The 25,006-nt window shown below is 68.4% G+C and carries 30 protein-coding genes and 1 pseudogene; 22 read left to right on the top strand and 9 right to left on the bottom strand.

The features are described from left to right. Positions 1–2 precede the first annotated feature (2 nt). From ACWC1K_RS24980 to ACWC1K_RS25070, 19 genes are all read left to right on the top strand, one after another. The gene (locus ACWC1K_RS24980; protein ID WP_450834405.1) at positions 3–422 is read left to right on the top strand and encodes a hypothetical protein; all 420 of its coding nucleotides are present in this window, start codon (positions 3–5) and stop codon (positions 420–422) included. Positions 423–425: 3 nt separating this feature from the next. Continuing rightward, positions 426–896, top strand: a complete 471-nt coding sequence (locus ACWC1K_RS24985) for a hypothetical protein (protein WP_450834407.1) — start codon at positions 426–428, stop codon at positions 894–896. 643 nt (positions 897–1,539) lie between these two features. Then, on the top strand, positions 1,540–2,160 hold the full coding sequence (locus tag ACWC1K_RS24990) for a hypothetical protein (protein ID WP_450834408.1): 621 nt from the start codon (positions 1,540–1,542) through the stop codon (positions 2,158–2,160). Continuing rightward, a complete protein-coding gene (locus tag ACWC1K_RS24995) occupies positions 2,157–3,551 on the top strand; it encodes a hypothetical protein (protein ID WP_450834410.1) in 1,395 nt (464 codons plus the stop codon). The genes ACWC1K_RS24990 and ACWC1K_RS24995 overlap by 4 nt, the downstream gene beginning before the upstream one ends. Position 3,552: 1 nt before the next feature. Continuing rightward, positions 3,553–3,945: a hypothetical protein gene (locus ACWC1K_RS25000; RefSeq protein WP_450834411.1), complete on the top strand. Its 393-nt coding sequence runs from the start codon at positions 3,553–3,555 to the stop codon at positions 3,943–3,945. Then, a complete protein-coding gene (locus tag ACWC1K_RS25005; protein WP_450834413.1) occupies positions 3,942–4,400 on the top strand; it encodes a hypothetical protein in 459 nt (152 codons plus the stop codon). The genes ACWC1K_RS25000 and ACWC1K_RS25005 overlap by 4 nt, the downstream gene beginning before the upstream one ends. After that, on the top strand, positions 4,400–5,152 hold the full coding sequence (locus tag ACWC1K_RS25010; RefSeq protein ID WP_450834414.1) for a hypothetical protein: 753 nt from the start codon (positions 4,400–4,402) through the stop codon (positions 5,150–5,152). Before ACWC1K_RS25005 ends, ACWC1K_RS25010 begins: the two co-directional genes overlap by 1 nt. Then, positions 5,152–5,598, top strand: a complete 447-nt coding sequence (locus ACWC1K_RS25015) for a hypothetical protein (RefSeq protein ID WP_450834416.1) — start codon at positions 5,152–5,154, stop codon at positions 5,596–5,598. Before ACWC1K_RS25010 ends, ACWC1K_RS25015 begins: the two co-directional genes overlap by 1 nt. A 6-nt stretch (positions 5,599–5,604) precedes the next feature. Beyond that, positions 5,605–6,012, top strand: coding sequence for a hypothetical protein (locus tag ACWC1K_RS25020; protein WP_450834417.1), 408 nt, complete (start codon positions 5,605–5,607; stop codon positions 6,010–6,012). Positions 6,013–6,660: 648 nt separating this feature from the next. After that, positions 6,661–6,849 carry a hypothetical protein gene (locus ACWC1K_RS25025; RefSeq protein WP_450834419.1) on the top strand — a complete coding sequence of 63 codons (189 nt, stop codon included), beginning with the start codon at positions 6,661–6,663 and terminating at the stop codon, positions 6,847–6,849. Continuing rightward, positions 6,846–7,253 carry a hypothetical protein gene (locus ACWC1K_RS25030; RefSeq protein WP_450834420.1) on the top strand — a complete coding sequence of 136 codons (408 nt, stop codon included), beginning with the start codon at positions 6,846–6,848 and terminating at the stop codon, positions 7,251–7,253. The genes ACWC1K_RS25025 and ACWC1K_RS25030 overlap by 4 nt, the downstream gene beginning before the upstream one ends. Before the next feature lie 120 nt (positions 7,254–7,373). Further along, positions 7,374–11,342 (top strand): phage tail tape measure protein, encoded by a 3,969-nt coding sequence (locus tag ACWC1K_RS25035; RefSeq protein ID WP_450834422.1) that lies wholly within the window; start codon positions 7,374–7,376, stop codon positions 11,340–11,342. Positions 11,343–11,470: 128 nt separating this feature from the next. Further along, positions 11,471–11,869, top strand: coding sequence for a hypothetical protein (locus ACWC1K_RS25040; protein ID WP_450834423.1), 399 nt, complete (start codon positions 11,471–11,473; stop codon positions 11,867–11,869). A gap of 3 nt (positions 11,870–11,872) precedes the next feature. Continuing rightward, positions 11,873–14,584, top strand: a complete 2,712-nt coding sequence (locus ACWC1K_RS25045) for a carbohydrate binding domain-containing protein (RefSeq protein WP_450834424.1) — start codon at positions 11,873–11,875, stop codon at positions 14,582–14,584. Between the two features lie 12 nt (positions 14,585–14,596). Then, complete coding sequence (locus ACWC1K_RS25050) at positions 14,597–15,160, top strand: hypothetical protein (RefSeq protein WP_450834426.1); 564 nt, start codon at positions 14,597–14,599, stop codon at positions 15,158–15,160. Between the two features lie 13 nt (positions 15,161–15,173). Beyond that, complete coding sequence (locus ACWC1K_RS25055) at positions 15,174–15,374, top strand: hypothetical protein (protein ID WP_450834427.1); 201 nt, start codon at positions 15,174–15,176, stop codon at positions 15,372–15,374. Between the two features lie 28 nt (positions 15,375–15,402). After that, complete coding sequence (locus ACWC1K_RS25060) at positions 15,403–16,347, top strand: glycoside hydrolase family 25 protein (protein ID WP_450834428.1); 945 nt, start codon at positions 15,403–15,405, stop codon at positions 16,345–16,347. A 13-nt stretch (positions 16,348–16,360) separates the two neighbouring features. After that, a complete protein-coding gene (locus tag ACWC1K_RS25065) occupies positions 16,361–16,732 on the top strand; it encodes a hypothetical protein (RefSeq protein ID WP_450834429.1) in 372 nt (123 codons plus the stop codon). A gap of 8 nt (positions 16,733–16,740) precedes the next feature. Further along, positions 16,741–17,010: a hypothetical protein gene (locus tag ACWC1K_RS25070; protein ID WP_450834431.1), complete on the top strand. Its 270-nt coding sequence runs from the start codon at positions 16,741–16,743 to the stop codon at positions 17,008–17,010. Positions 17,011–17,697: 687 nt separating this feature from the next. Here the strand turns inward: ACWC1K_RS25070 and ACWC1K_RS25075 are convergent. Together ACWC1K_RS25075 and ACWC1K_RS25080 are read right to left on the bottom strand one after the other, a co-directional pair. Next, complete coding sequence (locus tag ACWC1K_RS25075; RefSeq protein ID WP_450834433.1) at positions 17,698–17,880, bottom strand: hypothetical protein; 183 nt, start codon at positions 17,878–17,880, stop codon at positions 17,698–17,700. A gap of 9 nt (positions 17,881–17,889) precedes the next feature. Further along, on the bottom strand, positions 17,890–18,438 hold the full coding sequence (locus ACWC1K_RS25080) for a flavoprotein (RefSeq protein ID WP_450834434.1): 549 nt from the start codon (positions 18,436–18,438) through the stop codon (positions 17,890–17,892). A 119-nt stretch (positions 18,439–18,557) separates the two neighbouring features. Between ACWC1K_RS25080 and ACWC1K_RS25085 the strand changes: the two genes are divergently transcribed. The 3 genes from ACWC1K_RS25085 (at position 18,558) to ACWC1K_RS25095 (ending at position 20,361) form a co-directional block, all read left to right on the top strand. Next, on the top strand, positions 18,558–19,742 hold the full coding sequence (locus ACWC1K_RS25085) for a helix-turn-helix domain-containing protein (RefSeq protein ID WP_450834436.1): 1,185 nt from the start codon (positions 18,558–18,560) through the stop codon (positions 19,740–19,742). A gap of 101 nt (positions 19,743–19,843) precedes the next feature. Further along, the gene (locus ACWC1K_RS25090) at positions 19,844–20,194 is read left to right on the top strand and encodes a hypothetical protein (protein ID WP_450834438.1); all 351 of its coding nucleotides are present in this window, start codon (positions 19,844–19,846) and stop codon (positions 20,192–20,194) included. After that, positions 20,191–20,361, top strand: coding sequence for a hypothetical protein (locus tag ACWC1K_RS25095; RefSeq protein WP_450834439.1), 171 nt, complete (start codon positions 20,191–20,193; stop codon positions 20,359–20,361). The genes ACWC1K_RS25090 and ACWC1K_RS25095 overlap by 4 nt, the downstream gene beginning before the upstream one ends. A gap of 109 nt (positions 20,362–20,470) precedes the next feature. Here ACWC1K_RS25095 and ACWC1K_RS25100 read toward each other — a convergent pair whose 3' ends face one another. The 7 genes and pseudogenes from ACWC1K_RS25100 to lepB form a co-directional block, all read right to left on the bottom strand. Further along, a complete protein-coding gene (locus ACWC1K_RS25100) occupies positions 20,471–20,710 on the bottom strand; it encodes a helix-turn-helix transcriptional regulator (RefSeq protein ID WP_450834440.1) in 240 nt (79 codons plus the stop codon). A 256-nt stretch (positions 20,711–20,966) separates the two neighbouring features. After that, positions 20,967–22,553 (bottom strand): recombinase family protein, encoded by a 1,587-nt coding sequence (locus tag ACWC1K_RS25105; RefSeq protein ID WP_450834441.1) that lies wholly within the window; start codon positions 22,551–22,553, stop codon positions 20,967–20,969. Between the two features lie 25 nt (positions 22,554–22,578). Then, positions 22,579–22,845: pseudogene (locus tag ACWC1K_RS25110) on the bottom strand (magnesium chelatase domain-containing protein); the annotation flags it as partial. After that, complete coding sequence (locus tag ACWC1K_RS25115; protein ID WP_450834443.1) at positions 22,845–23,249, bottom strand: YraN family protein; 405 nt, start codon at positions 23,247–23,249, stop codon at positions 22,845–22,847. The pseudogene ACWC1K_RS25110 and the gene ACWC1K_RS25115, both read right to left, overlap by 1 nt. A gap of 87 nt (positions 23,250–23,336) precedes the next feature. Next, positions 23,337–23,645, bottom strand: coding sequence for a DUF2469 domain-containing protein (locus tag ACWC1K_RS25120; protein WP_003965949.1), 309 nt, complete (start codon positions 23,643–23,645; stop codon positions 23,337–23,339). Between the two features lie 56 nt (positions 23,646–23,701). Next, the gene (locus ACWC1K_RS25125) at positions 23,702–24,235 is read right to left on the bottom strand and encodes an NUDIX hydrolase (RefSeq protein ID WP_450834444.1); all 534 of its coding nucleotides are present in this window, start codon (positions 24,233–24,235) and stop codon (positions 23,702–23,704) included. Beyond that, entirely contained in the window at positions 24,225–25,001 is a 777-nt protein-coding gene (gene lepB / locus ACWC1K_RS25130) for a signal peptidase I (RefSeq protein ID WP_450834446.1), read from the bottom strand. Before lepB ends, ACWC1K_RS25125 begins: the two co-directional genes overlap by 11 nt. Positions 25,002–25,006 lie beyond the last annotated feature (5 nt).

Raw genomic sequence — 25,006 nt, forward strand, 5'->3', positions numbered from 1 at the left:
CAATGGCAGGCATGCACGGACTCGGGCGCGTGTACAACGTGATCCCGATCGCCGCCGGAAACGCATTCAAGCTCCGCGGCGCGTCCGCGTGCAGCTTCGTCTGCACCGGCAACGACACCTTCACTCTCACTGTGGCGTCCACGTTCGGCGGCTCTTACGCGAGCCCCGGCAACATCATCACCAAGAAGTGGACGAACACGGCGACCAACGGCACCGCGGCCTGGGTGGAGGCCACGCAGTCCGCGTCCAACGCGGTCACCATCTCCTCCGGCACGGTCGTGTTCACGGTGCTGACGTCGCAGATCGCCGACCCGAGCGCCTACCTCAAGGTGTCCGTCGGCGCGTCTGGGCTCGTGACGGCGATCCTCCACGACCTGACCGTGGCCCGGAAGCCGGCGAACCTCGAAATCCTGGGGGCGTAGGCGATGACGACGATCATCAAGAACGCCGACGTCCGTACCCTCTCCGGCGGCATCCTGGTCAGCCGGGCAACGAACACGCTGCCCGCGTCCGCGACCGGGAACATCTTCGTCGTCTCCGGCGGCCGCATCCTCGTGCGCGGCCTGGTCGGCGAGGTCACCACCGCGGTGCAGAACCAGGCGTGCACGCTGGCGATCGGCACCGCGCCGACGGTCGGCACCGGCTCGACGACCGCACTCGGTACCGCTTCGAGCATCATCGCCGCGCCGATCGGCACGCACATGACGGCCAACCCCGGCGGTGCGACTGCGGTGGACCTGTCCACGCAGGCAGGCACGCTGATCAGCGCGGCGGCCCTGTTCGTGGTGCCGGTCGGGAACATCACGATCACCACGTCCGCGACGAACACCGGCTCGGTCAAGTGGGACCTCGTGTACGTGCCGCTGGATAACGGCGCGCAGGTCGTGGCGGCCTGACGTGCTGGAGACCTGCCCGGAGTGCACCGCGAGGTTCGCGGTGGGCCTGCTGCGCTGCCCCCAGTGTCAGGCCCCCGCGCCCCGCTTCGCCGACCGCATGAAGGAGGAAGACATGCCGCGCATCACCGTGGAGGGCGGCCCGTCCAACCCGGACGCGCAGCCGGGGGAGATCGGCTACATCGCACCCGAAGGAGGCGATGACGTATCAGCTGGCAGCAACTCCTCGACATCCGACGACAGGCCCGAGCCGAGTTCGAGCGAGACCCCAACGTCATCGGACCCCCAACTGCCTGCCCCCGAGACGGAGAACCCCTCCTCGCAGGACCGCCCAGCGAGCCAGGGATCTGGTTCTGCCGATTCGACGGATGGCAGTACCCCCGCGACTGGGACCGGCCGGAGCCGCCGGCAGGGCTCTTCGACGGGGTCGCGGAAGGGCCGGGGGGCTACGGGGGGCTCCCGTAAGTCCGACGATGACAAGGAGTGATCAACGTGCTCAGGTTCCACAGCACCACCTACACCGTCCCGGGCCGGGGAGAGTTCCGGTCCTCGTGGTGGCAGCTCGGCGACCGGATCTTCCGGCACCGCATGCAGGCGCTCGGCTAACCACAGCACCACAACGACGAGTTCGAGGGAGGAGGAGCAGATGACCGCAACCGGCTACGTCTCAACAACCGGCGACACCCGCAAGGTCAACAAGGCGGGCGACACCATGACCGGCGACCTAGTCCTCAACGACTCCTCCCCGGACACCCCCAACTCGGCTGCGGCGAAGGCGTACATCGACGCGCTCGTGGCTCTCCTCGCTCCTCTCGCGGGTGCCACGTTCACCGGCGACGTCGCGGTCAACGGTGCCAACCTCACCGTCAAGCGCGGCGATGGCACCGGCGCTTATCGGCTGCGCGTGACCGGCGGAGGGTTGGACTTCGAGATCGCCGGGCTCGACGTCTTCATCTCCAAGTGGGCCAACGCCGACTTCTCCGGTGCGCAGTCGAACGTCATGCGCTGGGAGGCCGCGGGCCCGCACCTGATCGGCCGTGTCCAGTTCGGCACGGGCGCATTCGACAACGTCCACGACATCGACTCTGGCACCGGCGTGGCCGCGCTCGGCAAGAAGAACGGCCTGGCGAACATCCGCCTGGCCGGCTTCAAGGGGACCGCGGGCGCCCCCACAACGGGCACATGGACGGCGGGCGACGTCGTCCTCGACTCCGCCGGCGCGTGGCACCTGTGCACAGCCTCCGGGACCCCGGGGAGCTGGACATGACCGATGTCATCGCGGGCCAGACCGTGACCCTGCTGGGCCAGTTCTACGACTTCCAGGGCGGTAGCCTCGTCAACCTCGACGCCACCCCCACGATCGCCATCACGAGCATCGCCACCGGCGCGACCGCCCTCGCCGCCACCACGACGGGCGTCACACACCCAGGCACCGGCTCATACGGCTACGCCTGGACACCTCCCTCGTCGCTCACCGCGGGCGCGTACCTCGCCACCTGGTCCGGCCTGAAGTCGGGCGCCCCGGTCACCGCGACCGAAACCATCAACGTCATCGCCCTGTACAGCGGGACCGCCGCCAACTTCAGCGAGGAAGGCGTCTGCTACTGCACCCGCGAACAGGTCAAACGAGCCCTCGACATCAAAGAGACCGCCCGCAGCAACGCACAGATCGACCGGGCGATCCGCTCCGCACGCCAGGACATCGACAGCCGGATGAACCGCGTGTTCTATCCGACCGACGCCACGAAGCGGTTTGACTGGCCGAACTTCCAGTACGCCTACCCGTGGCGGCTGTGGCTGGATCAGTCGGAGCTGGCGGCGATCCCGACGTCGGTCACGTCTGGCGGGGTGCAGATCCCGCTGTCCGCGTGCAACTTCGAGCCGGTCAACTCCGGGCCCCCGTACAACTACCTGGAGCTGCGCCGGGACCAGTCCTACTCGTTCGGGGTGGGCTCGACACCCCAGCGGGACATCTCCATCACCGGCACGTGGGCCGGATGCCCGGCGGACACGGACCCGGCCGGCCAGCTTGCTGCGGCGGTCTCCTCGACGACCGCGACCAGCGTGACCGTGACGGACGGCAGCCTCGTCGGCGTCGGCGACCTGCTGATCGTCGACAGCGAGCGGATGCTCGTCACCGACCGGACCAGCAACGACACCGGCCAGACCCTGGTATCCGGGGCGACGACGGCGAACCCCGGCGACAACGCGGTCACGGTCCAGGACGGTACACAGGTCCACGTCGACGAGGTCATCCAGCTCGACTCCGAGCGCATGCTGATCCTCGACATCACCGGCAACACCGCCACGGTGAAACGGGCGTGGGACGGCACCGTCCTCGCCGCGCACACTGCGGGCGCGCACGTCTACGCCTTCCGCACGCTGACCGTGCGCCGCGGCATGCTCGGCACGACGGCCGCGACCCATTCCAACGCGACCGCGTGCAGCATCCACCACGTGCCCGCCCTGATCAACGCTTTGGCGGTCGCTGAGGCGGAGAACCGGCTGCTGCAGGAGATCGCGGGCTACGCCCGGACGGTCCGCACGGAGGCCAGTTCGGGCAACACGACCTCCCCGGTATCCGCCACCGCGCTGAACGACCTGCGGGACCGCGCGTTCACCGCTCATGGGCGCAAGGCCCGGCAGAGGGTGGTGTGACATGGCCTCATTCGGTATGAACCTGCGGCTGAAGGGCCCCGTCGTCGAGGGCCGCGGGGCCGCGATCGTGAAGGCGATGACCGAGGTCGCGCTGGAGGAGCTCGCGGACTACACCCGCTACGAGGTCCTCATGCAGTTGGACAGCGTGCTGCAGCACCCGACGGGCTACTACGAATCGCAGGTCAAGCCCGACCGGGTGGCGCCGGACATCTACTCCATCAACGACAGCGGCGTGATCTACGGGCCGTGGCTGGAGGGCATCGGCTCCCGCAACGCCCCCGTCACCAAGTTCGAGGGCTACCACACGTTCCGCATCGTCCGGAACCGCATGGCGCAGAAGGCCCGCGTCATCGCCGAGGCCGCCATCGCACGCCAGATGGGGGCCCTGGAATGAGCCTCGACCTGACGACCATCATCAACGCAGTGGCCGGCCACGCGCTCGCGTCCGGCTACTTCGATGCCGTGAACGGGCACGAACCGCTGTCGCCGCCCACGTCCGGCGTGACCGCCGCGGTGTGGACCGAGCAGATCGGCCCCGCCCGCGGCGGCTCCGCCCTCAACTCGACGTCAGCACGGCTCGCGCTGTTCGTGCGCCTGTACACGCCCATGGCGCAGCTGCCGTCCGACGCGATCGACCCCGCCATGATGGCCGCCCTCGACGCCCTCTTCACCGCCTACAGCGGCGACTTCGAACTCGGCGGCCTGGTCCGCGAGGTCGACCTCCTCGGCGCCTACGGCGAACCCCTCTCCGGGCGCGCGGGCTACCTGAAGACGTCCGGCACCGACTACCGGGTGTTCACGATCACTCTTCCCCTCATCGTCAACGACCTCTGGGAGCAGGTGGCGTAGTGGCAAAGACCAGTGGGCTCGGTGACGGCCTCCACATCGCCGGCTTCGACGCGTCGGGCGATATCCAGCAGCTCGGGCAGATCGGCGGCGGCCCTGCTCTGCTGGACGTGACCGGCATCAACAAGTCGGCCCATGAACGGCTCGGCGGCCACAGGGACGGCCGCTTCGAGATGACGACGTTCTTCAACCACGTCGCGGTCACCGGCGGCACGCACGAGAAGCTGGCGGCGCTGCCCCGCACGGACGTCATCATGACCTACTGCCGGGGCACGCTCCTCGGGAACCCGGCCGCGTCGCTGGTGGGCAAGCAGGTCAACTACGACCCGACGCGCGCGGCCGACGGCATGCTGACGTTCGGCGTGAGCGCGCAGTCCAACAGCTACGGCATCGAGTGGGGCAGGCAGCTGACGGCCGGCGTGCGCACGGACACGGCCGCGACGAACGGCGCGTCGATCGACACGACCGCATCTGCCAGCTTCGGCGGCCAGGCGTATCTGCAGGTGTTCTCCTTCACCGGGACGGATGCGACGGTGAAGATCCAGGACAGCGCGGACAACTCCAGCTTCACGGACGTCGCCTCGTTCGCCTTCACGCAGGTGACGGCGGCGCCGTTCTCACAGCGGATCGCCCTGTCCAATACCGCGACTATCCGCCGCTACGTGCGCGCGGTGACGGTGACGACGGCCGGTTTCACCTCGATGGCGTTCGCTGTGAACGTCATCAAGAACGAGGTTGCGGGAGTGGTGTTCTGATGGATGTCGAACTGTCCCGGCCGCAGCCGCTCATGGGCGCCGCCGCGTACAAGACGTACGAGATGCGGGCCCCCCTCTCGACGCACTTCCGGCCGGCGACGTGCGCCGAGGTGGACTGCCCGCACTACCTGAACGGCTGGCGCGTCCATCTCGAAGCCCTCACGGAGGATCTGGCGGACGCTGCCCGCAAGTCGGGGCGCCGCTACCGCGAGGAGAAGGTCGCGGAGGGCCAGACGTACCTCGTGTTCGAGGCGGGTCAGAACTGTTTCCGCGTCTCGCAGCACCGGGCCCGGGTGGACCGGCCGCCGCTGTACGTCGTCCGCGACGGGGACTTCCGTGGGAACCCGCGCGGTACGAAGGCCCGCCTGCACCAGCGCGCGCAGGACTGGGTGGAGGACTTCGCCACGCATCAGCAGGCGATTGCAGACCAGATCGAGAAGGGGTGATCACCCATGGCGAAGGCTTCAGGTCTCGGCCAGACAGCTCTGTCGGTGGACGACGCGTCGGGCACCGTCAAGGACATCAAGAACGACGTCACCAACTGGCAGCTGTCGACGCCCCGAGGGGTGCAGGACATCACCGGCGTGGACAAGTCGGCGATTGAGCGGCTGCTGCTGCTGGCCGACGTGTCGGTCACGTACAACGGCGTGTTCAACGCGGCGACCGGCCTGTCCCACGACGTCTTCAAGACGGTTCCGTCGACGTCGGTGAACCGGACGTGCACGAACACGGTGAACGGCGTCACCCTCGCGTTCGAGGCGCTCTTCTCCGACTACCAGCTGACCCGCGCGAACTCCGGAGAGCTTACGTGGAGTGCGCCGGGTGCCCTTGCGGATGGCGCCGTTCCTACCTGGAGCTAGGCCCAAGTCATGTCTAGTGTCCGCCAGTTGACCGATAGGCTATCCAAGTCGTCAACACTTGGAGGCCAGGTCATGGGCGGAGCAACGTCCGGGAAGTTCACCGTTAAGTCTTGCGGCAACGCGCACGCCTGGTGTGCCGAATGTCGCCCCGCACAGGCAGCCGCGCAGCGGAAGCCGCCGAAGCCGAGGAAGGAGTACGACAGGCCATGCAGGAACTGCGGGCGCTGCGACGCCTGCCTCGGGATCGAGGCCCCAGAGGGAATGAAGGTCTGCCGGTCGTGCCGGGAGACCAAGCCACTGAAAGCCTTCGCCCGTCGGACGGACACCGGCGGCTACCGCAATCAGTGCACGCAATGCCGAAACAGCGGGATGACCTCGTCTCGCTGCGAGTCGTGTGGGAAACCCTTCGCGCGCCTTGGCAGCACTGCTCGAACGCTGTGTGCGGCCTGTCGCCCCGCACTCACGAAGCAATGCGCCCGATGTGGCTCGGAGTTCGTGGGGTCGATGGAGCAGCGCCGGTACTGCTCGCCGGAATGTCGCGATGGCGCGCTCGACGAAAAGCGCCGGGCGGCGCGACAGAAGGTACGGCTGGAAGCCCTCCAGGCATACGGAGGCAACGAGCCCGCGTGTGTGTGCTGCGGCGAGGAGATGCTCGTCTTCCTCTCGCTGGACCACATCAACGGCGGTGGCCGAGCCCATCGTCAGGAGACAGGCGGAGGCGGCTTCTACAGCTGGCTGCGCCGCCACAACTACCCGGCCGGGTTCCAAGTGCTCTGCCACAACTGCAATCTCGGCCGACAGATCAACGGCGGCACATGCCCGCACGAGGAGAGATGACGATGGGTAGCAGGAGAAACCCCAAGCAGTACAAGCTCATCTTCGCCGACGGCGACTACGAAGGCCTCGAAGTCGTCATGCGCTCCGTCACCATCCGCGAGATGCGGCAGATGCGCGGCGCCAGCAGCGACGAGTCCGACGGAGACACCTTCGACCAGCTCCTCGGCCTCGTCGCCAGCCACATGGTCGAGTGGACCCGGGAAGACGAGGACGGGCAGCCGCTGCCGCCCACCCTGGAATCCCTGGAAGACGAGGAACCCGGGCTCATCCACATCATCATCGGCAAATGGACCGAAGCGGTCGCTGGGGTGCCCGCCCCTTTGGAGCAGACCTCGAACTCTGGCGAACCATCCCTGGTGGAGTCCGTCCCGATGGAAGCACTGTCACCAAGCCTCGCGAGCTGAGTGATGCCGAGTTCGTGCTCGGCCTGTGCGACCGCTGGCACAAGACGCCGTCGGAAATAGACGACGAGCCCGCCGAGTCCCTACGCCTGCTGCTGATCGAACGATTGGGGGTGAACCCGGATGACCAACGTGGTGGAGATCCTGATTACGGCTAAGGATCTTGCCGGACCCGCCATGAAGCAGGTCGAGTCGCAGGTCGCTGGCACCAGCAACGCCATGAAGACCTTCCACAAGACCGCCCTCGTCGCCGGGGGCGCCCTCACCCTCATAGGCGCCGAATCCATCAAAATGGCCAGCAAGTTCGACGCCTCCATGACCCTGCTGCACACGCAGGCCGGGGTGGCGCAGGACAAGATGGCCGGGCTGAAGCAGGGCGTCCTCGCGCTGGCGGGGAAGGTCGGCCAGGACCCCGACTCGCTGGCGGAGTCGCTGTTCCACGTCGAGTCGAACTTCGAGTCGATGGGCATCAGCAGCAGCAAGGCGCTGCACCTCGTCGAGACCGCCGCCAAGGGCGCCACCACCGGCCACGCCAAGCTCGTCGACGTCACCAACGCCCTCACCGCGGCCGTCGCCTCCGGGATCCCCGGCGTCCAGAACTTCGACCAGGCGATGGGCGTCCTCAACGCCACCGTCGGCGTCGGCGACATGAAAATGCAGGACCTCGCCTCCGCGTTCGGCTCCGGCATGGTCGCCACCGTCAAGGGCTTCGGCCTGTCCATCACCGACGTCGGCGCCGCGTTGGCGGTTTTCGGCGACAACAACATCCGCGGCGCCCTCGCAGGCAACCAGCTCCGCATGTCCGTGATGGCCCTCGCCAAGCCCGTCCAGGGCGGTGCGGACGCGTTGAAGAGCATCGGCCTGCAGACCGACACCCTGGCCAAGGACATGCAGAAGGGCGGCCTCAAGCTGGCCCTGGAGGACCTCGTGCAGCACATGCACGCGGCCGGCGTGTCATCGAAGGAACAGGGCCAGATCATCACGGACGCGTTCGGCCGGAAGGCCGGCGCGGGTCTGAACATCCTCGTCGGGCAGATGGACCGTCTGGAGTCGAAGTACCCCGCGCTGGAGAAGGGCGCGAAGGGCTTCGGCCAGTCGTGGGCCGACACCCAGAAGACGTTCGCGTTCCAGACGAAGCAACTGCAGGCGTCATTCGACGCTCTGATGATCACCGTGGGCGAGAAGCTCATCCCCCCAGTGCAGGCCTTCGTCAGCCTGATGCTGGAGCACAAGACGGCCACTGTCGGCACCGTCGCCGCTCTGGCCGGGCTCCTCACGGCCACGGTTGCCGTGTCCGCGGCGATGAAGGCTGCCGCAGCGGCGCAGGCACTGTGGGCCGTCGGCGGGCGGGCGGTCGCTGCGCTACAGGGCGTCTTCGAGGGCGTGGCGCTGCGGGCGATGTACATGCGGGAGGCGTTCATCGCGGCCGGCGGCGGGGTGGCCGGGCTGCGGGCGGCGTTCGCGGAACTGGGGGCGGTCGGGAAGGCGTCGCTGGTGATCGGCGGGCTCGCGCTGCTCGCCGTGGGCGTCTCGAAGCTCGCGGATCTGGGGAAGACAGCCCCGCCGGACATCGACAAGCTGACGACGTCCCTGGATCACCTCGCGTCCTCGGGGAAGTTCTCCGGCGAGCTGAAGAACGCGTTCGGGGACGTCAACGGGCTGATCGCCGACATCAAGAAGCTCAACGCGGAGACCGAGAAGAGCAAGGGGGCGTTCGGGTTCCGGGTCCCGGGCCTCGACGACCTGGCTGACTCCATCGCGGGCGCGATCAAGGGCTCGGACAGTCTCGACTCGCTGAAGGGCAAGTTCAAAAGCCTCGACGAGGCCATGGCCGGGCTCGCGTCGAGCGGTCACGCTTCGGTCGCGGCGAAGGACTTCGCGATCATCAGCCAGGCGGCGCGCGCGCAGGGCTACTCAGTGAAGGACGTGACCGCGCTCATCCCGAAGTATCAGGCGGTCATCGCTGGGCTCAAGGGGGACCAGGAGGTCGCCGCCGAGAGCATGGGTCTGTTCGGGAATGCGGCGCTCTCCACGCAGGCCAAGCTGGACGCTGAAGCGCAGTCCGCGAAGGGCCTCGAACAGTCGATCATGGCTCTAAACCAGGTGCACCGTGGTGCGTACGACGCGGAGACGGCTTTCTACCAGGCCATGTCTGACGCGTCGAAGGCCGTAAAGGCGAACGGGAAGACCCTCGACGTCCACTCGGAGGCGGGCCGCAAGAACCGTGACGTACTGTCGCAACTGGCTGCGAGGACAGAAGACCTCGTCGACAAGAAGAACAAGGAACACGTCTCCTGGGACGCGGTCGACAAGGTCTACAAGAAGGGCCGTGAATCTCTGATCGCCACTGCTGAGGCGATGGGCGACACGAAGAAGCAGGCCGAGAGGCTCGCGGATGAGCTGCTGAAGGCGCCAGAGGCGAAGAAGTTCCAGTTCAGCGTGGAGAAGAAGAGGGCTGAGCACGACCTCAACGCGTTCAACGCGGCGGTCAAGAAGACGCCGGGCGCCAAGTCGGTGACGTTGACGACGCTGTCCAAGACAGCGGAGACGGTGCTGAAGGCGTTCGGCTTCAAGGTCACCCACTTGAAGGACGGCTCCGTCAAGATCACTGCCAAGACGGGTGCTGCCTTGGCCGCGATCAGCGACGTGCAGGGAGCCGTTGACGGTTTGCAGGGCAAGAACATCGGCATCGGCGTCTACACGACTGAGTACTACAAGAAGGTGCAGGCTGGCCCGCACATCCCCGGCATCACGAAGAACGCCACCGGAGGCCTCGCCGGGTACGCGGACGGCGGCGACGTCCAGGTCGCGCCCAGCGGGCTGATCCGCGGCCCGGGCACCGGAACGTCGGACAGCATCCTGGCGATGTTCGCGAGCGGCGCCGTCGGAAAGATCTCGAACACTGAGTTCGTGGTCAACGCCGCATCCACCCGCAAGTACCTGCCGCTGCTGGAGGCCATCAACCAGGGCCGCCTGAAGCTCGCCGGGTTCGCGAAGGGCGGCCTCCCCTCGGCGGAGAGGGAAGCCCGCAGCGCCCTCCACGGCGAGTTCGGCATCAGCTACTTCGGACGCCTCGCCGGATATCAGCGCACCCCGTTCGAGCACGGCCTCGCCGCCCCCGGCGACCTCTCGGCACTCGTGGACGCCCTGAACAAGGCCGCGAGCGAGATCAAGGCCGCCACCCGCGGCCGCACCGAACACCACCTGCTGAAGGAACTCGACTCCGCGGGCAAGGCGCTGATCCGGCACGAGCAGGCCCTCAACAAGGTCACCAAGTCCCTCGACAGCGCGAAGTCGAAGCTGGACAACCTCAAAAGCTCCGCTTCCCAGCTGTCCGACAGTGTGAAGTCCGGCGTGCTGTCCGCCGCGAACATCACCCAGGGCGCATCCGGGCAGCCCGTGACGGTCGCGTCCATTATGGGCGGCCTCACTCAGTCGCGGGATCAGGCGACCGCGTTCGCCGGCGCGCTGAAGGGCCTGCAGTCGAAGCACCTGTCGAAGGCCTTGATCCAGCAGATCGCGGAGGCCGGCATCAACGGGGGCGGCCTGGAGACGGCGGGAGCGCTGCTGGGGGCGTCGCCGTCGGAGATCGCGTCGATCAACAGCCTGCAGTCGCAGATCAGTAAGGCGGCCGGGGCTGCGGGCAAGACAACATCCGATGCCGTGTACGGGGCTGCGATCAAGGCGCAGACGGTCGCGGTGAACAAGCTGCGGCACTCGCAGGAGCACCTGCAGAAGTCCATGGACAGGCTGGCGAAGTCCATGGAGAAGGCGATCGAGCGGGCGGTGGGGAAGAAGGCGGCCGGGGGGATCGTCGGGGCGGCCGCGTCGGGTGGTGTGCGTGGCGGGCTGACGTGGGTGGGGGAGCACGAGCCGGAGCTGCTGGATCTGCCGGTCGGCTCCCGGGTGTGGTCGGGCTCGGATTCACGCCGCATGGCCGGAGCGGCCCATGGCGGTGGCGGCGGCCCGATCGTGATTCAGCTGCGGATCGGGGAGCGGGAGTTCGGCGAGCTGTGGGTGGACGCGGGCCGCAAGCAGGTGCGTGCGCGCGGCTCGATTGAGGCCACGCTGCGGCCGCCGCGCGGCCGGTAACAGGGAGAGGAACGAGAGTGCCTTATACGACGTGGAACGGAGCGGCGCCGACAACTGCGGCGCTGCCATCGGTGAACACTGGCACAACCATCAAGACGATGCTCCAACTAGCCACCCCCGCAACGAGGATGATCCAGGTCCTGGAGTGGGGCTTCTCCCTGGATGACCCGCCAGGCGCGGACGGTGTGATTGAGCTGCTGCAGACCGACGTGGCGGCGACGGTGACCGCACACGTCGCCTCCGGCGTAATCAACCTCGACCCCAACGGCACCGCGTCACTGCTGACGCTGGGCACGAGCGCGACCGGCTACACGGCCACGGCAGAAGGCACGGTCACGGCGACACGCCCCTTCGACACATGCTCACTCAGTTCGGTGAGCGGCGAATCCGGACTCTCCTACGTGCGGACCTTCATGCCAGACGACCGTCCGATCGTCGCCGTCAGCAAGTTCTTGAGGGTGCGGGCGACTACCCCGACTACCGGCTCCGACATGCGCTGCTTCGTTACCTTCCAGGAAGTGGGCTGATCGATGCCGGGTCTTGTCGCGCAGGTTGCCGGGCTGCGGCGCCGCCTGGCGTTCCTGCCCGCGCCCGCGCGCAGCTCTGGGGAGGCGTCCACCGGCCGCCCGGTCACCGTGGAGATGCTCGTGCGCGGTGTGTGGGTGGACATCACCGACCCGTACACGATGGTCCGCGACGACTCCGGAAAGATCGACATAGCGACCGGCATCCAGGGCGGCGAGGGCTCGCAGACGGAGCGGGCCCAGTCCAAGCTCACCCTGAAGAACCAGGACGGCCGCTTCACTCCCCGCAATCCGACCGGCCCGTACTACGGTGCCATCGGACGCAACACGCCTTTCCGTATCAGCGTGCCGGACGGGCTCGGCGGCAAGTCCTACCGGATCTGGGGCGAAAACTCGGCGTGGGAACCCGGCTGGGACACCTCCGGCACGGACGTGTGGGTCGACACGGCGATCGTCGGCATCATGCAGCGCCTCGCGCAGGCCCCGGCACCGGAACGCTCGGTGCTCTACACCGCGCTCACCACCCCGCTGCCCGACACCGTGATGGCGTACTGGCCGATGGAGGACGCGAGCGGGGCGACATCGCTCGCCTCGGCGCTCCCGTCGGGCTCGCCGATGACGTGGACCGGCACGCCCACCCTCGCTTCGTACGCCGATTTCCCGGCCTCGGACCCGGTACCCGAGACGTCCGCGACCGTTTTCTCGGGCGGCGTGGCCAAGTACACGGCTACCGGGTCCACACAGGTCCGCTTCCTGTGCTCCATTCCGGCTGCCGGACTGACGCAGGGCACGGTGGTGTGCGCCATCGACCAGGAGGATCTGGGCGGCACCGCATTCTGGGAGCTGTACTTCGGAAATTTCGCACAGACCGGGCACTCGTTCACGCTGCGCCAGAACATGTCAGATGGCTCTGAGCTGGGGCTGGAGCTGGAGTCGACGTACGACGTGCGTGGCAGACGGCTGTACGTGTCGGTCGAGTTCCAGCAGTCGGGCGGCACCATCAACCGCGCCGTCCGCTTGTACGACCTCGATACGCAGACCAGCTACGACACCACCGACACCGGCGTCGCTGCGACGCTGACGCGGGTCACGCGGGTGCAGTTCGGGCCGGCGAGCCGCTCCGCGGTCGGCCCCTTCGGGTCTACGGGCCTCTCGGCTGTGGCCGTGGGGCATGCGACGGTCGAGAACACGATCACCTCGAACACGATCCTGGGCGCCCATCTCAACCCGATTGGCGAGACCGCAGGTCGGCGGATTCAGCGTCTGTGCGGGGAGGCCGGGATCCCCTTCGAGTGGATCGGCGACCTCGACGACACCGTGGCCATGGGCGGCCAGTCGAAGGCGAACACGCTCACGCTGGTGCAGGAGGCGTGCCTGGCGGACGGCGGCCTGCTGTACGAGACGAAGGACGTCCTGGGGCTCGGCTACCGCACTCGGGTGTCGCTGTACAACCAGACCCCGGCCTTGGTCTTGTCGTACACGGGGTTCAACTTCGCTGAGATTCCGGTCCCCGTCGAGGACGACCGGCAGGTCCAAAACCAGCTCACCGTCACCGTGAACGGGGTGGCCGCGTCCTATGAGCAGACGGACGGCACGCTCGGCACCGCGACGATCGGCACCTACGGCGAGAACAGCGGCCTCACCCTCAACCTCGCCTCGACCGACACGGCCACCCTCCTCTCCCATGCGGCGTGGCGCGTCCACCTCGGCACTGTCGACGAGGCCCGGTTCCCGACCATCACCGTGAACCTGGCGCATCCGTCGATCACCCCGGACCTGCGGCGGGCGATCCTCGCCCTGCGGATGGGCGACCGGGCGCAGTTCACTGGCATGCCCGCGTGGGTGGGCCCGGACAACCCGGATCAGCTGATCCTCGGCACCAGTGAGACCCTCACGCACTTCGAGCACCGGATCACGTTCGTATGCGCGCCGGCGTCCCCGTACTCGTACATCGGCTACCTCGACACGAACAGCCCCCGCATGGACACCGCGGGCAGCCAGCTCGCCGCGGACGCCACCTCGGGGGCAACGAGTCTGTCGGTGGCCACGACGTCCGGGCCGGTGTGGGTGCAGTACGGGCAGCTGAACGCGAACAGGAACTTCGAGACGGACCTGTCGAACTGGTCCGGCTCCGGGGCAACGATCGCGCGCGTCGCCACACCAGGCAGCCCCCCGTTCTCCGGCTTGTGGTCGATGCAGATCACCCCGGACGGGGTCGCGACGTTCCCGAACGCCGGGTCCGAGCAGATCGCTGTGACCGTCGGCCAGCAGTACACGCTGTCCGGGTGGCTGTACTGCGCCACCTCCCGGCCCGTCGACCTGAACATCAACTGGTTCGACGGATCCCATGCCTATTTGTCCACTTCAAGCTCTGAGCAGACCGTCACCGCGAACACCTGGACGTGGTTTCAGCAGACCGCGACCGCCCCCGTCGGTGCGGCCTTCGCGAACCTCGCACCGACGGTTCCGACGACGCCGCCGAGCACGGACGTCCTGACGGTCGACGAGGTCATGTTCTATCCAGCCACGGAGACCCCGAGGCCCGACGAGTTCCCCTTCGACATCAGGGTCGGCGGCGAAGTCGTGACCGTCACCCGCATCGCAGGCGGCACCTCGCCGCAGACGTTCACGGTGACCCGCAGCGTGAACGGCGTCGTCAAGGCGCAGACCGCGGGCACGGCCGTCGAGCTCGCCCACCCCTACTCCATCGCCCTGTAAGGAGGTGCCCCCTTGGCTACCGAGACCTACCCGCCGCTGTTCGCGGGGCAGCGCTGGACCGCCAGCTTGGCCCAGTCGATGCTGCCGGTCTTCGCCCGCAAGACCGCGGACACATCGCGGGCGGCAACGACCACGACGACCCCGGACCCGCACATGCAGTTCACCGTGGCCGCGAACGCCGTGTACCAGATGGAGGGCTGGATCAAGTACGACGGCCCGACGGCCGCCGACCTGAACCTGGACTGGTCGGCGCCCGCCGGGAGCCTCGGCGAGTGGTACGGGTGGGGCGCCGGCCACTCCCCGGTGATTACGTTCTCGGCGGCCGGCGCGGCGCAGCTGGACACCCAGGGCGGCCGCGGCTACCCGATCCGCACCGAGACCAACGACATCACCTCCGCCCGCAGCTTCGGCTGCCTGGGCACCGGGCTCATCCCCCTGACGCTGACGCTCGGCGGGATCCTGCGGGTCGGTTCGGTGGGCGGCACGTACTCGTGCGACTGGGCTCAGCTCACATCGGATGCGACTGCGGTGACGCTGTACACGGACTCGTATCTGAAGCTGACACGGGTCGCCTGAGAAGGGGGTTGGGGTGGCGAACAGCTATGTGGTGACGGCCCGAAACGGGAGCGGCGAGCCGGTGGTGGGGGTGTCGATCAGCAGCATCGACCAGGAGCAGCCGGTCGTGAACGAGATGGTCGTGGTGAACGCGGTGGCATCCGCTTTGGCCGGTGTGGCGGGGGTGGAGTCGGTGGTGAAGCGGAAGTTCGAGCAGGTCATCACGATCGTCTGACTAGCGAGCACGCACTAGGAGTGTGACCATGGCGACCTGTCGAGGCATCGACGTCTCCGCCTACCAGAGCACCCAGGACTGGAGCGTCCGCAGGACCGAGGGCGTCGTCTTCGCCTTCGCTAAAGCGTCCGAGGGCCAGACGTCACGGGATAGCCGGTTCGATAGCCACATCAAGGGCATCATCACCGCCGGACTTGTCCCGGGCGCCTACCACTTCGGATGGCCCAACCAGGACCCGCACCGGGAGGCAGCGAACTACATCGCCGCTGTCCAGCCGTACGCGCGGGCCGGGTTCGTGCACTGGCTGGACCTGGAGCGCTACTCCGATGGCCGCAACTACAAGGGCCGCACGGACGCGCAGATCCGCGAGTGGGTGGCCACGTGGCTCGCCGCAGTACGCACCGCGTATCCGGCGCAGCGGGTCGGGGTCTACACCTCGGCCGACGACATTGCCAAGGGCCACGTCCCCGACGGGGTGGACTGGTGGTATCCGGCCTACCCCTGGGGGCCGGCCGCGTACTCGCGTGCGGAGGCCGCGGCCCGGCCGAAGGTGTCCGGCCGGCATCCGCTGCTCTGGCAGTTCACGTCGCAGCCCATCGACCGCAGCATCGCCTATCTGTCCGCCGCGGACCTGCGCGCGTGGGCCCAAGGAACTGAGGAGGACCCCATGGCAGGGATGACGAAGCAGGACATCTACGACGCGGTGTGGAAGACCGATCAGATCGCGGCCCCGGCGGACGCGCCGGACTTGAAGACGAACCCCACCTGGCAGGCGCAGTCGTACCTGAAGGGCATCGATCAGCGGCTGCAGAAGCTCCTCGCAGGCGAGTCGGCGCAGTCGGCTGCGATCGCCGCGCTGGCGAAGCTCGTTGGTTCCGAGGTGGACACCGCGGCGGTCGTCGCGGCGGTGCAGAAGGCCATCGCGGACGCGGTGGTGAAGGTGTCGGTCGACGTGACCGGCCCTCAGGGCTGAAGGAGCCACGAGAATGAAGATCTTCGGTAGAGAACCCGTCGCGATCCTGGCGTTCATCGCCGTCGCCCTCAAGCTCCTCGCCGCCTACGGCATGCACGTCTCCGCCGACCAGCAGACCGCCATCATGGCCGTCCTGTCCTGCGTCGTCGCCGTCGCCCAGGCGTTCATCCTGAAGAACGGTGCCGCGTTCGCCGCCCTGGTGAACCTCGCCCACGCGGGCATAGCCCTCCTCATGAACTTCGGTCTGCACATGAGCGCCGATCAGCAGGCCCTGTGGATGACTCTCATCGAGGGCGGACTCGCTCTCGCCGTGGTGCGCCCGCAGGTGACGGCGCCGATCGCAGCCTTGAAGATCGAGCAGTCCAGCCTCGTCACCGCCGCGTAGGGAGGCCCGTGGACGCCACCACCATCGGCGCGGTCCTCGCCTGCGTGGGCGTCGTGTCCGGCTCGGTGGTGACGTTCCTCGGGAAGCGTGGCGAATCGAAGAACTCGCTGACGGACCAGCTCCAGGAAGAGCTCGCCTCAGAACGCGCCGAGCGGAAAGCCGCACAGGCCGAAGCAGGCGTGCTGGCCAAGCTCAGGCACGACGACCTGATCAGGATCACCAAGCTCGAAATCGAGATCATCCGACTCGGAGGAACCGTCCCCCATGACCCGGACTGAGCGAAGGATCGTGTTGCACTGGCGCGGGATCGCCACGGCGTGCGCGATCCTCGCTCTGTTCGGGATCTCGCTGGTCTTGTGGCACCGCATCGACTCCTCGGACAGCAGGGCCGCTGCGGCCGCCGCCGAGGCGAACCGCCGAGGCAATGCGGTGTCCACACTCGCCGGGGACGTGCGTGCGCTGCGCGTCCAGGTGCAGGCCGCGGGCAAGACCCCGGTTGCTCCGGACCCCAGCAAGGCAGTCTCGGATCTTCCTGCCCGTACGGTCGTCCCGGTGCCGATCCCAGGGCAGCGCGGCGCAGCCGGCGCGCCGGGAAGGCCCGGAGCTTCTGGGGTGCCAGGACAGCCGGGGCAACCTGGAGCTTCGGGTGAGCCGGGGACTCCCGGAGCGAGCGGCGCACCCGGAGTTCCCGGCCAGCCCGGTCAGCCTGGCAAGGACGGGAAGGACGGCACGAACGGCACCAACGGGGCGCCCGGCCAGCCGCCTGCAGGCTGGTCCTACACGTGGACGTCCAGCGACGGGGTGACGCACCACGTGACGTGCACGCGTACCGGGGACTCGCCGGATGATGCGCCGGAGTACGACTGCTCGGATTCGTCGACGGAGACGCCGCCGCCGGGGAACGGGAACGGCGGCAACGGGGGGCTGCTGTCTCTGGGGTGGGCGCTGGCCCGCCGCCAGTACGCCTAGGCCGCCTTCACCAGCTCGGCGCGCTCCGCTGTCATCCACTCCTCGACCAGCAGCCCGTACAGCGTCCGCTCGGCCACCGTCCACTGCCTGCCTCTCGCACCCCGCGCCAGGGCACGGATCGCCTCGTTCACGACGGCCGGAGACCGCGTGGAACCAGGGCGGATGAGGTCGGGGGACATGCCCCAATCCTATTGCCCAGCAGGGACAATCCGCTCAGCCGCATCCAACGCCAGACCCCATGGATACTCCTTCGGCTTGCCCTGCCCGGGCTGGTTCGGCACGAACCCGCCCTCCCCGTACAGCACCTCGACACCCATCGCCCGCAACTCGGCCACGGACCGCTCGAACTGCCGATGCTGCACGTAGGCCGCGTTCACGCACGGCATCGCCACCATCGGAATGCCCTTACCGATCCCCTCAGCGACGACACCGACGACGAAGTCCCGAGTGATCCCTTGCGCCCACGCGTTCACCGTGTTGAAGGTGGCCGGCGCGACGAGGATGACGTCCGCCTTCGGCCACACGTCGGGCTCGCCCGGCAGCTTGTACTCCGATCGCACCGGGTGCCCGGTCAGTTGCTCCAGCTCGTCGAGCTGGCCGTCAAGCCAGCGGGCCGCGGTGGGGGTGAGGCCGAGGCACACGTCGAAGCCTCGGGCCTGGGCGTCCTCGATGACGGAGGCAACATCGAAGACGGGCGGGGCGGCCGAGCCGAACAGGTACAGAGTCCGAGAGGTCACGCCGGGTAGTGGATCACACGCAACCGCCCCCGCTCCAGGTGGAGTCGAGGGCGGACGCCTACCGCGCGCCATCTGCGCGAGTACCGTTCCGAGTGGGAGCAAGGAACGAGGAGACCAGTATGCCCTCACCAGACGACGACCACACGGGTACCCGCATCAGGGAACAACGCAGACTGGCCAGGCTCACCCAACGCGAGCTCGCCGACCGCCTGCCCTACTCCTACAGCCTGCTGAACCAGGTTGAATGCGGCGCCCGCCCGGCCACCGCGGACTTCGTCGCCGCCGTCGCACACACCCTGAAAGTCGACGTCACCGTCCTGACGGGACAGCCCTACGTGACCGAATTGCAGCGCGACCGGCTCGCCGAGCTGGTCCGCCCCATCCGCGAGGCCCTCGACCTGTACGACCTCGGCACGAACCCAGACCTGCGTGCCCGGCCGGCCGATGTGCTCGTCGCCGAGGCTGACCGGCTGTGTGCGGAGGTGCGTGCCACGCACCTGCGTAACGCCGCCCGCGCGCTGCCTGGGGCGATCGCCGAGCTCACGCACACCGCTTGGGCCACGCCGTCCACCGAGCTGTGGCAGGCGCTCGCCTCGATGTACCGCACTGCCCACGACATCACGGTGAAGCTCGGCTACTACGACCTCTCCGCCGTCGCCCTTGACAGGATGGCGTGGGCCGCCGAACGCGCCTCCGACCCGTGCTTGGGCGCGGTCCGCCAGTACATGCGCGCCCTCGTCTACTTCCGCGAGGGCGAGTACACGATCGGGCAACGCCTCATCACGTCCGGGCATGGCATCGTCGGCCAGGCCGAGGAGACCCGCGAGGCGCTCGCCGTCGCCGGCCAGCTGCACCTCGGCGCCTCGGTCATCTGCGCGCGCGCCGCCAACGCGACCGCCGTACAGCGGCACATCACGGAGGCCACCGACATCGCGAAGCGCACCGGGGATGCCTCGGATGTGCACTGGCTGTCCTTCGGCTCGGCCAACGTGCGCTTGCACCAGATGTCGGCGGCCGTGGAGATGGGCCAGTTCGACGACGCGCTGAAGCAGGCTCGGAGGATGCGGCTGCCCGCGAAGCTCGCAACGTCCCGCCGCGCGCACTTCCTGATCGACCGGGCCCGAACGGAGATGGAGACCGGGCACACCAGCGCCGCACTTGAGCACCTCCTCGACGCGCGGAAGGCAGCACCGGAGCAGACCCGATACCACCCGGGCGCCCGGGAGACGATCCGCGGCCTGGTGCATCTGTCGCGGCGGACGCCGGACACCCTGAACAACATGGCGGCCTGGGTGGGCTTGTAGGTCACGCTCACAGCGCTCACAGAAACGTGAGCGTTGTGCCCTTTCCCCGCGCCTACCGTCTCGTATGTGAGACGGATCACCACACGCGGGGAGGCGTGACCATGGGCACCGACGAGGACGTGAGCACGACGACGATAGACGCGCTCGCGTTGCTGGAACTGCCCGACCCCGACGGTCTCACCACGGAGCAGGTGCGCGGCGCCGTCTGCATCTGGAACCGCAATGAACCCCCGCTCACGGCGGCCACGGCCGTCGATCTCGGCGAGCGCCGACACAAGCGGCTCGATGGCCGCTACTCCACGTTCCCCCGCGCTTGCCACCGCCACACCCACGAGGCCGCGTACAAGGCGCTGATCGCACACACCGCCTCGTGTGAGCAGTGCGTCGACGACTCCACCCAGTGCCCGACAGGGCGGGCGCTGCTGCGGCTGATGAGGGAGCACCGGCGATGATGTGCGACCGCTGCTCCGAGCCGATCCAACGCGGCGAGCCGTACGAGGAGATCCCCATCGACCGGCCCACCGGCGCCGGCGTCACCGTCGTCCTCCATAAGCGGCTGTGCGCCCGCCCGGAATCGCAGACCGCCCCGGTCGATCGGTGGAACGGGCGCACCATATGACTCCTCGGTGCTGACGGCGATTTGCGCCGAGGAAACCGGCTGTCCCGCATGCCCCGAGCGGCGGACGGCCCGACCCGCCGCCGGCGACTCCCCTGACGCCGGCGGCGGGTCACTCCCCGAGACGGTTGAGCGTCACTTCCAGGTCCAGGACTGTGGCAATGCGGATCAGGTTGTCGAGGACCGGGGACGCGTGCCCCTGCTCGATCCGGTTCACCGCCTGCCGGTCCATCCCCGCCAACTCGGCCAGCCTCTCCTGCGTGAGGTTCGCATGCAGGCGGGCGGCGCGTATCTGGTCGCCGATGGCCCGGCGGCGGGCGAGGACCCAGGCGGGCGGAGGAGCGGACGGCACCCGCACCACGCTGTCTGGATCATGAACGGGTGTCTGTATCGTCCACCGTACATTTGTGGATCAGAAGCGGGGCCCTTGTGCACAGAGTGCGGAGATACGCCACGCATATGGGTGATGCGGGGATTGGAACCTTGCTCAACGTAAACACGCAGCAAAGGGTGTGAAGCACCCCCCACGTCGGCCGGCCGCCGACCCGCCCCCCAGGCATCGGCGGCCGGTCACAACCTCCCCCGGGCTGAACGCCGCTGAGGGAAACTCACTTCCAGATGATCTCGATCGTGTCATCGTCGAAGTACGCCCCACCCGGCAACCGGCCCCGGCGCGCGGGGTGCACCCGCACCCTCATCATGAACACGATCACCGCACGCTTCCGCGACAGGTCCAACTGCTTCCACTCCGCGTTGATGTCCTCCACACCGACCAGGCCGGCCACCGGGTTCACCTCGACCGCCCGCGCTAGCGTCTGCTCAGCCTGCTCCAGCCGGTCCCGGGCCGCCTTCCGCGCCACCCGCCACTCCTGCAGATCCATGGCCCCCTCGCCGAGGGCCTGAGCCAGCCCGTCGAGGACCTCCCGCGCCTGGCGCATGTCCCGCTGCGCGCCCCGCACGTCGACAGGCTCCTCCCGCGCGGCGAGCAGGTCGGTCGCATCGTCCCGCGACAGCCGGTCCAGCACGAGGAACGTCACATATTCGTCGAGCGGCTCCGCCTTCCGCACCACATGCTTCGAAACCCGGCACGCGTACGCCATCTCGTTCCTGCCGCCGGACCGGTTGCTTGTGACGGTCCGCATCGTCTGGTTGCCGCACAGCCCGCACTCGTAGATCCCCGTTCCGAGGTGCTTACGCTCGCTGCCCGGGGTACTGCGCCGCCCGGGGTCGGACAGCAGAGACACAACACTGCGCCACGTCGCCTCGTCCAGCAGGGCAGGCCATTTGGCGGGCCCTGCCTCTTGGCCGCGGTGGCGGATGATGCCCGCATTCCGCGGCCGGAGAATCATGCTGCGGACCTCAGTGGGCGCCCACTCGCCGCCCGTGCTGGTGCGCACGTGTTTCTCGTTCCACTCGGCAGCGATCGAGTGCAGCGACGCTCCCGAGAGGATGGCCTCAGCAGCCCACGCGACATGCCAGGCCTCGGAGTTCTCCAGGATCTCGGCGTCGTGGCCGCACGCGCACACGGCGAGGACGGTCACACCGTCACGGATGCCGCAGGAGCCGCACACGCGGCCTGCGACGAACGGGCCGACCGCGTGGCACTCGGGGCAGCGCTGCACCACTGTGAAGCCGTCCACGGACCCGCAGGAGGAGCAGTGCAGGGCACGGGGGGTGATGCGGTCCTCTTCGTAGCCGAAAGGCCGCCGGCCGCCGAAGTGCTTGCCCTGCTCGGCCATCTGGTCGCGGGTCCGGCGCTGCCGCTCGACCATCCGCTCCACTTCATAGCGGGCCTGCACACCCAGCTGGCGGGCGATCATCCGGCCGGTGGCGGTGGTGAGGTCAAGGTGCCCGGCTTTGACGGTGCGGGTCTGGACACGGCGGGGCTCGCACACGTCGATGTACTCCTCCAGCTCTGCCGGGGAGCGGTGGAGGCGGTCGGTGTGCCAGGCCAGGACGGTGTCTGCGCGGCCCGCTCGCAGTTCCGCGAGGAGTTTTTGGTATCCGGGGCGCGGCTTGCCGCTGTAGGCGCTCAGGTCGTTGTCGGTGAGGACTTCGACGACTTCGATGCCGATGCTCTTGGCGAGGGCTTCGCAGTCCTCGCGTTGGCGTTCGACGCCGAGGCCTGCGCCTTCGCGGTCGCGGCTGATGCGGCAGTAGATGATGGCGCGGGTCGGGATGCCGGGCGTGTCCATGCTTCACCCTGGCACATTAGAACGGCACTCCGCTGGCTTTTGCTAGGTCGAAGCCGCTTCCGGCCTTCGGCACCGAGGCCGGGCTCAGCCCCACGGTCAGCTTCTTCTGCGGCCACTCGCCGCCCGAGTTGACGACCGCCGCCCGCACCCGGTCCCGGCTCTCGCTCAGGCTCTTGTCCGGCAGTCCCACCAGCGTGAACGCCGCGACCCCCGGCTCCAGATCGGCCTGAACCTCGACCACCACGCCCTCGACGCCGACCAGCGCCACCGAACACGTACGCGCGAACCCCATCAGGCCACCCCCCGCGCGTGTTCCACCACGGGTGCGCCGCGGTCGGGGAGCAGGACGCCCACCAGGTCGATACGGACGCCTCCCGGCGGCGCCCCGCCGTGTTCCTGAACCCAGCGTTCGGCCAGATCGCGCAGGCGCTGCGCCTTCGTCGGCGTGACCGCGGCCATCGGATGCTGGAAGATGTCCGCCCTGCGGGTCTTCACCTCGCAGACCACCAGGACGTCCCCGTCCCGGGCCACGATGTCGATCTCACCCGTCCTGCCGGAGCGCCAGTTGCGCTCCAGGACGGTCATACCGGCGTCCGTCAGCCGCCGCGCGGCCAGATCCTCGCCGTACCTGCCCATGGCACTGCGTTGTGCGTTGCGTGTCCTCATGTCGGCACCACCTCCGGCGCCAACCGTCACGCATCCGCTCCGACCGAGTGGATCTTGGTGGACTACTCGGCGGTTGTGGACAAACCCGTCACCCGCACGAGCGACCTACCACGGCCGTCAGCCGCCCGGCAGCTCGAGATCGCTCTTGTTCAGCTCCTCGATGTTCACGTCCTTGAACGTGAGTACCCGCACCTGTTTCACGAACCGAGCCGGCCGGTACATGTCCCAGACCCAGGCGTCCGCCATGGACACCTCGAAGAACACCTCGCCCTGGACCGAATGCACCTGCATCTCGTAGTCGTTGGTCAGGTAGAAGCGCCGCTCGGTCTCGATCACGTATTTGAACAGACCGACGACATCGCGGTACTCCCGGTAGAGCTTCAGCTCCATCTCGGTCTCGTACTTCTCGAGGTCCTCGGCGCTCATGGCAGCTTCCCCTTCAGCCGTGCGATCCCACCATTGTGCGCCAGTCCCGTGAGCCCCTAGACGATTTCGGGGTCAAGGGTCACGGGCCCGGCCGGGGGACCTTCGTCGAGCAGCCTGCACAGCAGCTCGGCGAGTCTGGTCGGATACACGGTCTCATGGGCATGGGCAAGTTCCCGACACGTCCACCAGCGTGCTCCGGCGACGCTGCGCCGCTCCAGTTCCGTGAGGCCCGTGGCTTCGGGCACCACCCTGGACGTGTTCGTCGTACGGGCCAGGTAGTACCACTCGTCCTGATCCCAGCGGCGGCCCGCGAACGGGAAGGAGCACATCCGCCGCCACAGCACCGGGCCGAGTTCGACATCGGTGATGCCGGTCTCCTCGGCGAGTTCCCTGAGGGCGGCCTCCTCACGACTCTCGTCGCCCTCCAGTCCGCCGCCCGGCGTGAACCACCAGTCGTCGGCCGGATCGTCCGGCTCATGGCCGTGCAGGAGCAGGATGCGGTCCTCGGGGTCGAGCAGAACCACCCGGGCCACCTTGCGCAGCCCGCCCGGGTACGAGTCCTCGTACCCGCCCGCAGCCTCAGCGGGCACCCACGGGCTCCGTCCGCGTCCGGGTGCGGCGCCCGCCCATCCGCTTGGCGATCGGGCCGTACGCGCCGCCACCGAGGACGAGGACGGCTCCGGCCGCGATCAGGGTGACGATGATCCGCAGCGGGCCCGGCTGGGAGAGCGCACCGAGGGTCTCGAAGCCGGTGGGGCGCTCCAGCATGCCCTTCATGGGCCAGACGACGGCGTCCACGCGAGCCGTCACGGCGGAGCGCGGCACGGTGCCCTGGGCGGCGTCACTGAGGTGGGCGGAGGAGTCCAGCGACCCCTGACGCTCGTCACCGAGCAGGAACAGGCGGCCCTGGGGGACCTTCACGGTCGGGATGTTCTTGTCCTCGACGACGCTGCCCTTGAGGTAGCCCTCGTCGATCTGCTTGCCGTTGACGGTCAGCTTGCCGTTCGTGCAGCAGGAGACCGTGTCACCGCCGACCGCGACCACGCGCTTGACCACGGAGGCGCCCGTCACCCAGGACTTGTCGTTGAAGACGACGACGTCGCCGCGGCGGATCTCACTCCCGTCCACGCGCTGTGCCAGCACCCGGTCGCCGGCTTCGATCGCCGGCGTCATCGAGGTGGTCGGCACGGTGTACGGCCGGTAGACCACCGCTCCCCAGCCGAATCCGCCGAGGAACAGCACAATGCCCAGTGCGACGGCCAGTCCGGACAGTCGCTGTCCGGCCTTGCTGCCCACCGGGCCCGTGCTCTTGCCGCCGCTGCGCGGGGCCGTACGCGTAGTGCTCTCGCCACCCATGGGTC

This window comes from Streptomyces sp. NPDC001492, assembly GCF_053597275.1.